The sequence below is a fragment of the Paenibacillus sp. E194 genome, from assembly GCF_000935845.1.
GTDB classification, from domain to species: domain Bacteria; phylum Bacillota; class Bacilli; order Paenibacillales; family Paenibacillaceae; genus Paenibacillus_B; species Paenibacillus_B alvei_B.
Genome location: NZ_JMDX01000219.1, coordinates 1 through 9,389 on the forward strand (window position 1 = coordinate 1; position 9,389 = coordinate 9,389).

At 47.3% G+C, this 9,389-nt stretch carries 9 protein-coding genes; 3 read left to right on the top strand and 6 right to left on the bottom strand.

Annotated features, from left to right (window positions below):
- From AZ66_RS22790 to AZ66_RS22800, 3 genes are all read right to left on the bottom strand, one after another.
- Positions 1-2,607, bottom strand: a 2,607-nt coding sequence (locus AZ66_RS22790; RefSeq protein ID WP_052648781.1) for an ATP-binding protein, incomplete at its 3' end; no start/stop codon positions are given.
- 20 nt (positions 2,608-2,627) lie between these two features.
- Positions 2,628-3,770 (bottom strand): SpoIIE family protein phosphatase, encoded by a 1,143-nt coding sequence (locus AZ66_RS22795; RefSeq protein WP_021261594.1) that lies wholly within the window; start codon positions 3,768-3,770, stop codon positions 2,628-2,630.
- A gap of 176 nt (positions 3,771-3,946) precedes the next feature.
- A complete protein-coding gene (locus AZ66_RS22800) occupies positions 3,947-4,546 on the bottom strand; it encodes a DUF948 domain-containing protein (protein ID WP_044356958.1) in 600 nt (199 codons plus the stop codon).
- A gap of 222 nt (positions 4,547-4,768) precedes the next feature.
- Here AZ66_RS22800 and AZ66_RS30885 point away from each other — a divergent pair, with 222 nt between their 5' ends.
- A complete protein-coding gene (locus AZ66_RS30885) occupies positions 4,769-4,930 on the top strand; it encodes a DUF1328 domain-containing protein (protein WP_044356959.1) in 162 nt (53 codons plus the stop codon).
- Between the two features lie 103 nt (positions 4,931-5,033).
- Here the strand turns inward: AZ66_RS30885 and AZ66_RS22810 are convergent, their stop codons facing one another.
- The 3 genes from AZ66_RS22810 to AZ66_RS22820 form a co-directional block, all read right to left on the bottom strand.
- Entirely contained in the window at positions 5,034-6,440 is a 1,407-nt protein-coding gene (locus AZ66_RS22810; protein ID WP_044356960.1) for an L-cystine transporter, read from the bottom strand.
- 73 nt (positions 6,441-6,513) lie between these two features.
- On the bottom strand, positions 6,514-6,969 hold the full coding sequence (locus AZ66_RS22815; RefSeq protein WP_021255309.1) for a MarR family winged helix-turn-helix transcriptional regulator: 456 nt from the start codon (positions 6,967-6,969) through the stop codon (positions 6,514-6,516).
- A 91-nt stretch (positions 6,970-7,060) separates the two neighbouring features.
- The gene (locus tag AZ66_RS22820; RefSeq protein ID WP_021255310.1) at positions 7,061-7,633 is read right to left on the bottom strand and encodes a hypothetical protein; all 573 of its coding nucleotides are present in this window, start codon (positions 7,631-7,633) and stop codon (positions 7,061-7,063) included.
- Positions 7,634-7,881: 248 nt separating this feature from the next.
- Between AZ66_RS22820 and AZ66_RS22825 the strand changes: the two genes are divergently transcribed.
- Both AZ66_RS22825 and AZ66_RS30890 read left to right on the top strand, forming a co-directional pair.
- Positions 7,882-8,532 carry a hypothetical protein gene (locus tag AZ66_RS22825; RefSeq protein WP_044356961.1) on the top strand — a complete coding sequence of 217 codons (651 nt, stop codon included), beginning with the start codon at positions 7,882-7,884 and terminating at the stop codon, positions 8,530-8,532.
- Positions 8,533-8,645: 113 nt separating this feature from the next.
- A partial coding sequence (locus AZ66_RS30890) for an MFS transporter (RefSeq protein WP_231586999.1) occupies positions 8,646-9,389 on the top strand: 744 nt, incomplete at its 3' end.

Genomic DNA, 9,389 nt, shown 5'->3' on the forward strand with positions numbered 1-9,389 from the left:
GATCAGCAGCTTCTTCTCTCCAAATGGCCACTTATGTCCGTCCACTTCTTCAGAAACAGCGACTTCCTTGAGCAACGCTTCTTCCCAAGCAGTAAGAGGAATACCCTCATGATTCGCAGATACCTGCGGCATATGAGGCTTGACGAACTTACTGCGTTCCTCTGATGTATGCCCCTCTTCGCCCGCTACGGTTAGTGCCGCCTGGGCTTCTGCGATCGCCTTTTCATACAAAGCAACGGTGGAGTTAACCGGAATCGATGAAGGCTCTACCGCCTTCATCGGCAGGAAGAAGGTGAACGTACTGCCTTCCTTCTCTCGACTAACCAGCTGCAGCTTACCGCCAAGCAGTCTTGCCAACTCTCGGCTGATGGACAGACCGAGCCCTGCGCCGCCGTAATTTCGGCTAGTTGTACCATCCAACTGCTGGAACGCTTCGAAGATCAAATCTTGTTTATCTTTCGGAATGCCGATCCCTGTATCTACAACATGTATCGCTAAATAAGGCTCATCCGCTTCCTGAAGCGGGGAAGGCAATTGCTCTGGCTTCGCCTTCGTAATGTGAAGGGTTACTGAGCCCTTCGTTGTAAATTTAAATGCATTGCCAATCAAATTGCGTACAACCTGCTTCACTCGATGCCCATCAGTTACTAGGGAGCTTGGCAGATCTGGATCTATCTCTACCTTGAACTCAAGCCCTTTCTGCTCTGCAATTGTCTCAAAGCTGTCGCTCATAAAGGAAGCTAATTCGCTTAAATAGACAGTTTCAAAATTCAATTGCATCTTGCCTGCGTCGATCTTGGACAAATCCAAGATTTCATCAATCATCTTAAGCAGATCCGAACCGGACATGTTAATCGTACGCGCATACTCGACCTGCTTCTGTCCCAAGTTCCCTTCCTTATTCTCCGCCAGCAATTGGGACAGCACTAGCAGGCTGTTAAGCGGAGTACGCAGTTCATGAGACATATTAGCGAGGAACTCAGACTTGTACTTCGAAGCCAAGGCCAACTGCAATGTCTGGCGTTCCAATATCGTTCGAGCCCCTTCGAGCTCTTCGTTCTTCTCTTGGGTTGCCAGCATCTGTTCTTCCAGCGCACGTGTCTTCGCAATCAGTTCCGTATTGTAGTGTTCCAGTTCTTCCTGTTGACGCTGGAGCATCTCCTCAGAACGCTTCAATGCTTCCGTATGCGATTCCAGATACTCGTTCGAGCGTTTCAATTCTTCCTGTTGTGTCATCAGTTCCTCAGACTGGCATTGCAGTTCTTCGGTAAGCGCCTGTGACTCACGCAGCAATTCCTCCACACGCAAGCGTCCGGAGATCGTATGGACGATAACCCCGAGCTTCTGTGCAAGCTGTTCGAGCAATCGATGCTGTACAGGGGACATCTTCGTCAATGATGCCAATTCCAGTACGGCAATCACTCTGCGTTCAAACATAATAGGGTATAATATAAGCTCAATCGGTTGAGATTGACATACACCCGACTCAATCCGAATGGAGCAATCTTTCATATCGGTTACGACAATTGGCTTCTCATCCACGACACATTGACCGAGCAGGCCTTTCCCAACAACCATTGTTCGCTCAGCCTTCAAATCGTCAGTAGCTGCATAAGTACCGAACAGTTCGAATACCTCTGGTTGATCCGTCTCATTCCGAACATACAGTGCGCCATATTGTCCACCAAGTGTCGGCACGAACTCGCTAATGAACATCTGCCCAACCTGATTCAATGTAGCGGCTCCATTCAAAAGCTCTGTAACACGTGCTGCATTTCCATCGATCCATGCTTGCTCTTCTTGAGCCTTCCGATACAATTCCTCATTCTTCTTACGTGCTTCCAAGTCTTCTGCCATCCGCTTAAACACTTGAATGACTTCTCCGATCTCATCATTCGTATGCGGCTCAAGCTTGCGTACAATACGAAGCCTTCCACGGGCAAGACTGCGCATCATGATGGACATCGTATTCAAATTCCGTGTCACACTTGGAATGACCCACAACATAATCGCGCAGGAAACGACAAGCCCCAGCACCATTATACCGGCCGTCAAAGTAATCGACTGCTCGTAATGCTTCTTCGCTTCCAGCACCTGATTGTCGATCGACATCTCATGATGATTGGCCAAATCGGCCACACTGTTTTTCAAGTTGCGTTGATATTCCAAGCCCTCTTTATTTCGCAATGCGTTGGCTTCTTCATATTTATTCTTGGTGGCGAGCTCTACTGACTTGTTGACGAATTCATCGTACTTGTCCCAATCGCGTATCGCTAGCTCGATGAGCTTCTTCTCTTGCGCCGTTGAATATTGTGCCGTCAACTCCCTGAACGATTTAACAATATTATCACGGTAAATGTTCCCTTTTTGCAACAATTCTTCGCCGTTAACATTCGGGTTTAGCATATCGGTTACCAGCACGCTGGCGATATTGTCCATGTCGTCCCGTATCAAGAAGGCAAGTTCCACTTTGCGAAAGCTGTCCGTATAAATCTCATCCAGATCCTGCTGCAAGCTGCTCATGCGATCATAAGACACCCAGCCAAGTCCGGATATGATAAGCATGAACAGAACGAAGCCAGCGATTAATTTCGTGCGTAACTTCACTGTCTGCCCCTCCTTCTAAATCAATGAACATCCACCCAAATCAGACACTTGTCATCCTCACTGTCCTCATCAGAACCAGGTGCAAACAGCTCGTCCCATGAACTGCTCTGCAGCGTCTTCTCTTGTCGAAGAATATTGGCAATGCGCTCCATAGCCTCTTCCACGCTGTTGCCCGCCGTTTCCATTAACCCATCTGTATACATTGCAATTCGAGCGCGTGAGTCGCATTGCACTTTTTTGGTCTCTACTTCAAGCTCTGGGAACATGCCTACTGGATATCCAGTAGATTCCAAGGTTATGAGCTCACCATTCTCCATCATGACAACGCCAGGAGGGTGTCCTGCGTTCGCATACTGGATGCATCCCTTGTTCGTATCAACAACCACATATAATGCCGTCATATAATAGAGCATTAAATTCCCGTTCATATGAAGCTGATGAAATTTTGTATTCAATCGCTTAAGCACAAGATCCGGTTGTTCGATCTGCATGACGGCGTCCCGAAGAACGGAAGCAATGAACATACACAGCAGCGCAGAGGATACGCCATGTCCCATAACATCGATTATGATAATTCCATATCTGCCTTGACCCAGCGGGAACCAAGCATACAGATCCCCCGCCAGCTCCTCAGAAGGCTGATAAAGTGCGTTGATCGTAATATGTTCATCTTGATAAGGCTCTGTCAACACAGAGCTCTGCACCTTCGCGGCCAAGCTTAATTCATCACGAATATGGCGATCACGTTCCTTATGCCAATCCTTCTCCCGCTTCAAGCGCAGCGCTAGCCGGATTCGAGCCAGCAGCTCCACCCGGTTAATCGGCTTCGTGACATAATCAACCGCACCTGCATCCAATGCCTCTGCGAGCATATTGGAATCCCCAATCGCCGTTACGATAATAATCGGAATGTCCCGAAGCTCAGAGTATTGCTGGATCGTGCTGCAAGCTTCCAGTCCATCAATCTCCGGCATCATCATATCCAATAAAATAAGATCAATATCCGGTACATACATAGGCCCAAGAGGCCCATCCATCCCAAGAACTTGATACATCTCATGGGCTGACGAAGCAGTCTGCACTCCGTTATAGCCAGCTTTACGAAGGATCTCCCGAATGAGCATGACATTCGTCGGATTGTCATCAACGACGAGAACGTTCATCATACTCTCCTCCCCTCATCGATTATGATATAATTAGCGCCTTTTCAACATAGTCCCCCATAATTCCCAACTACCACTATACCGGAAAAGGCCAAAGAAGATCATCCCTTTTTGTTACTTGCCTGTGAAAAAAAAGCGAGAGCCGGTTAACCAAACTGTTAACCGGCTCTACCGCACTATGCGCGCTGTCTCCACAATTGCCACAGCTTCGTTCCTATATCGATCCATTCCTTCCAATCCTGCTGATGACCAACTGATGAATGGGAACGGCCTTGTCCCTGCGGTGATTGCTCACGTTCTTGCTTATGGCCAGCTTCACCCGGCGGCTCCTGTGTTATCGCAGCAGTATCCGCCTGCAGCGGTTCTGGTACAGGCGCAGGCGCTGCTGCTACCTGATGCTCCTTAGGCGCTCGTCTATCAGGGATGGGCTCACGTTCAAAACGCCCTGCGGCTCGACGTACCCCCTTAACCAGTCCTACTGATACCTGCTTTGCAGCGATCGAGATCTCGTTCAAGGCTTCACCAGCATGTTGAACGGAGTCCATCACTGGCTCCATCTTCTTTAATTGTTCAGACAGCTCTAGAGAGAGTTCATTCGCATTTTTGGCGACACCTTGCAAGTCTCCACTCAATAAATTCACGGTCTGCTGTACTTGCTCAAGCGTATCGGCAGCCCGCTCCAGAGAGCGCTTGGCTGACAGCAGTGTTTGAATCAGATAGAACACCAGCACCGCGAACGCTGCTGCTGCAAGTAATGCACTAATTTCCAATAACATAGATGAATACCGCCTTTCTCCGCATTCCCAAGCATAACACATTTTTCCGTATACCAATTATGAATAAATACCCTGAACGCAGTACTGTGAAACAAAAATACCCAATTGTTTAGCTGTCCTCCAGCTGTGGTAATCATCATGCAAGCCACGACAATCGAGCAGCATAGACAAGCTGCCCGGCCCAACCTATTTTCGTAACATTCTATCAAGGAGGAACAGCTTATGCTTACATGGTCAGCAATATTTTTAGTAATCGCTTTAATTGCAGGAGTGTTTGGTTTTTTTGGGATCGTCGCAGCAGCAGCATCCATCGCCAAAGTACTGTTCTTTATCTTCCTCGTTCTGTTCATCATCTCCCTTGTGACGGGAAGACGAGTATCATAATCGCCATATCGCTCTATGCAACATACAAGAATAACAAAAAAGGCTCGTCCGTATGACGAGCCTTTAGCCTTTTGTAATGCTTAACCGTTCATATCATATTCAACTACGATTCTTCCCCGGAAGGTGAACGGATCTCACCAAGGAGAAATGCTTCCTTGTCCCACTGTCTTAGCCAACGAGAGGATAATACGCCCGCCAGCATGGATCCATTTACATTTAGCGCGGTGCGCCCCATATCAATAAGGGGCTCTACTGAGATTAACAGTCCCGCCAAGCCAACCGGCAAATTCATCGAAGACAGCACGATTAGTGCGGCAAATGTAGCTCCCCCTCCAACACCCGCAACACCGAAGGAACTGATCGCGACAACCGCTATGAGCTGCAGAATAAACCATGGATCGAGCGGATTCATTCCCACAGTAGGTGCAATCATGACGGCCAGCATGGCAGGATATATGCCGGCACATCCATTCTGTCCCATTGAAGCGCCGAACGACGCACTAAAATTCGCAAAACTCTCCGGTACTCCAAGTTTATCCCGCTGTGTCTCCACATTGATCGGAATAGAACCTGCACTTGTACGTGACGTAAAGGCAAATACCAAGGCAGGAGTTGCGAGCTTCACGTATCGTGCAGGCGATATCCCCGATAGCCCAAGAAGCAGCAGGTGAATGATAAACATGACAATCAGTGCAACGTAAGAAGCAATTACGAATCGGCCCAACTTCCATATCTCCGCTGGTGCTGTCGTAGACACAACGCGAATCATCAACGCAAGTACACCATACGGCGTCAATCGAATCACCAATGTCACCATCCGCATGACAACCGCGTGTAGCGAATCAATGATAGAGGTGAACATGCGCCCATGCTCAGGCTTCTTCCTAGCCACACCTAATGCGGCAATTCCGACGAAGGCAGAGAAAATAACAACTGCAATGGTAGAAGTTCTTCTTCCCTCTGTCATATCGAGAAATGGATTCGTAGGTATGAACTCCAGTACCTGCTGCGGGATCGTCATATCACGCACTTCTCCGACCTGTTCACTCAAGTGCTGCCCACGTTCTGTCTCCTGTTGTCCCGCCTCCATATTCACAGCGGACAAATTGAAGGCCAGTGCAGATGCGATGCCGACAGCAGCTGCAACGGCAGTCGTCGCGATCAGGATGCTTATAATCACTGCACTCATCCTGCCAACACCCGTTCTCGTCGTCACATGCAAGATAGCGGAAATGATAGATACGATAATCAGCGGAATGACGACCATATGCAGCAGACGTACATAGCCACCACCCACGATATACACCCAATCGTTGAGCACACGTACAATATCATGCCCAGCTCCATATAGCTGCTGGAGAAGCGCTCCATATACAATCCCTAAGCCGAGCCCAGCAAATACCCGCTTCGTAAAGGACACATGCCTCTTCTGCATGACATACAGCATATAGAGAAGTCCAAGCACAACAACAGCATGAACGATCAACCACCAACCGTTGCTCACGGTCATTTCACTCCTTGGTCGCAGGAGGCGCGGACATTCTCATGTCCATAATTCCATCCAGCATCATGTGATGCTATTATTACTCCCCAACTTGTGATATTTCATCCAGATTGAGGTTGACTTGCTGACAGATGTGAATGAAATGAAGCAACTCTTCATCCGGAATTCCTTCGAAGAAGCGTGAGAACACAATCTCACGCTGGATTTCCACCGCCTTGACCTTCTCATGCCCGGCTTCTGTAAGCTCCAAATAATTAATGCGACGATCAAGTGCATCTCGATTGCGTGTAACATATTGCAGCAAGGTGAGCTTATCGGTTATGCCCGTCACGGCTCCCGGTGTCAAGCGAAGCTCCTTTGCTACATCTGTTACTTTCATTGCCCCATTGCGAAATAGAAGATTCAGTACTGCAAATTGAGTCATATTCACATTGAGGTTATGCAGTTCCAAATGCCGATCCCATTGGGCGCGCATCCCACGCAACATAGAGCGGAAATTCATCTGCAATTGGAGCAGTTGTTCACGATTAGGCAAACTGTCACGTCCTTTTCTATCGTCCTATCTAACACACCAATCCTAACATGAACCTAGCAATCGGCAACAAATAGGCTCATCTTACTCCGTACTAAAGTTTCAACCCAAAGCGGAACTTCCAGCCATCTTCTAAGAACTTCACTTCTTTTACTTTAACCAAATGCGGCAGCTCTGACGATAGGGAAAATTCCTTCGTCTGCAATGACAGCCATGAGAGAGGGATTGAAATGTCCTTCACGCGGGCATCAGTCGGCACTACACGTACTGATTGACTGCTATCATCCCACTCCAATTGGAATGTAATCTTGAGCTCTGCTTGAACATAAGAGATAGGCTCCAATTGAATCGTTGCTTCCAATTCATTGTTCGCAAGCTCTGTCTTCATCCCACTAATATTCCACTTTTCCTTCAACGAGCGATAAGGTTCTGTCTCCTGCATATGCTTGGATACCAGTCCATTAATCTCTTCTTCGCTAAATTGTATCGTAAGAGAACGATTGTGTACGATTTGCTCCAAACGTTCTGACAAAGACACATCCACTTGAGGAGGCCAGCCTAATACCGTAGTCGGTTGAATGTAAAAATACGCCGCTCCAGCAAGCAGAATAAACAATACGATGACCGTCAACAATCCACGGCGCAGCCATTTCCACAATGTTTTCACTCTTATCATTCCTTCCAAAATATTGTTTCACTACCATGTAAACCGGTTACATACTAAACAAGGCGGGGGAACATTCCTTATGTCACCTATAGATGATACCTTCATGTCCTCATCGCAAACTTCAATATCCTAGAGAAGGCCTAACATAAAGTTGGTATCTGACAACAAGTCCAGTAACCAGAAATCGGAATGTTCATCTTAGCAGTAAACCATACCATTGTATAACCATGAGAGAGGAGAATTCAATAATGAAGAAATTAGTGGCAGTGATGGCTATGACTTTAACGTTCAGTACGATAGCTGCAACAGGCGTATATGCTGAGCAAGCAGCGAATACAACAATTGGTTCCGTTGCGACAGAAACCATATTCGTAGACTTGAAACAAGACGCTACTCTCTATGATTCGGTTGGCGGCAAAAAAGTAGGTCTCTTAGGCCCCCAAGTGATTTATGTGGAGGCATCATCGAAGGATGAGCACAATACGACTTGGTACCGAGTATTTACATGGATGGGAACAGCGTGGATGAAAGACCCGAATGCCTACTCCAAACTCGTTGCAGTCGGCCCCAATACAACCATATATAACATGCCCAACGGCAAGCAGACGGGCAATCTTGCAGCGCAGACACTTCCTATTATCAATGAGCAAATTGATGAGTCCGGTTTTACCTGGTATCAGATCAATAGTTATCAAGGCAAAGCATGGATACTGAATCCAGAACAAAACCAGCGTGTCAAGTTAACAGCAATAACTCCACTCTATCAAGCCATTGATGGCAAGAAGGTTGGAGAATTGAAGCCACAGACAGTAACCGTGCGCACAGTGAAATATGATGCCAAAGGAAAGCGCTGGGCAAATATCCCGACCTGGAAGGGAAACCTGTGGATGAGATGGTAACCTGCAGCTCCAGATAAGCGAATATACAATTTACAGGCATTGACATAAATAATTGTTGTGAATATAATAGTCGTAGCAACTATCTCGGACGACGAAGAGACATAACCATTGTATTGCATCCATACATAACGGTTATGTCTCTTTTTACCCAATTAGTTGCTATGACCACTATTGTCAGGGCAAGTATAACTTTTGAACGGAGGTGTGTTGGAATTCGTTCTGCAGACACCGGAATTTTTCAAGTTCCGTATCGGGCGTTGACAATCGGCATTATTCTCATTTTATCTACTGTCGCCTTCGAGGGTCTCGCCATTACTACAATTGCTCCCACACTCGCACACAGTCTGCAAGGCATCCATTTGTACGGCTGGATCTTTAGTACCTTCTTATTATTCCAACTTATTGGTTCCATGGTTATCGGCAAACAAATTGATCGGCATGGCGTAATTGCATCCGTTCTCGTCTCCTTCTCTATCTTTGTCATTGGCATCATCATAGCTGCTCTCTCCTTCCATATGTATATGCTCATTGCAGGAAGAGCATTGCAGGGTTTTGGTGCTGGCTCCCTTGTCACCTGTGTCTATTACATTGTAACGGTTCGATACCCGGATTCGCTGCGCACCTCTATATTGGCAGCTTTCTCAGCCGCTTATGTTCTTCCTGCATTAATCGGCCCTTATGTCGCAGGCCTCATCTCGATCTATTTATCGTGGCGATTCGTGTTTTGGCTCGTGCTCCCTCTTATCGTACTCGCACTCTGTATGACACTGCCTTCTTTCCGGAGCATACAGAAATCAAGCAATTCCGAGGTCAAAGGCGGGCGCAAAGAGTTATACGCGATACTGCTCGCTATCGGA

Excerpts from the sequence above, each read along its gene's own strand:
- AZ66_RS22825 (WP_044356961.1), top strand. The coding sequence starts at position 7,882 with ATGAAGAAATTAGTGGCAGTGATGGCTATGACTTTAACGTTCAGTACG.
- AZ66_RS22795 (WP_021261594.1), bottom strand. The coding sequence starts at position 3,770 with ATGAACGTTCTCGTCGTTGATGACAATCCGACGAATGTCATGCTCATT.
- AZ66_RS22810 (WP_044356960.1), bottom strand. The coding sequence starts at position 6,440 with ATGACCGTGAGCAACGGTTGGTGGTTGATCGTTCATGCTGTTGTTGTG.
- AZ66_RS30885 (WP_044356959.1), top strand. The coding sequence starts at position 4,769 with ATGCTTACATGGTCAGCAATATTTTTAGTAATCGCTTTAATTGCAGGA.
- AZ66_RS22800 (WP_044356958.1), bottom strand. The coding sequence starts at position 4,546 with ATGTTATTGGAAATTAGTGCATTACTTGCAGCAGCAGCGTTCGCGGTG.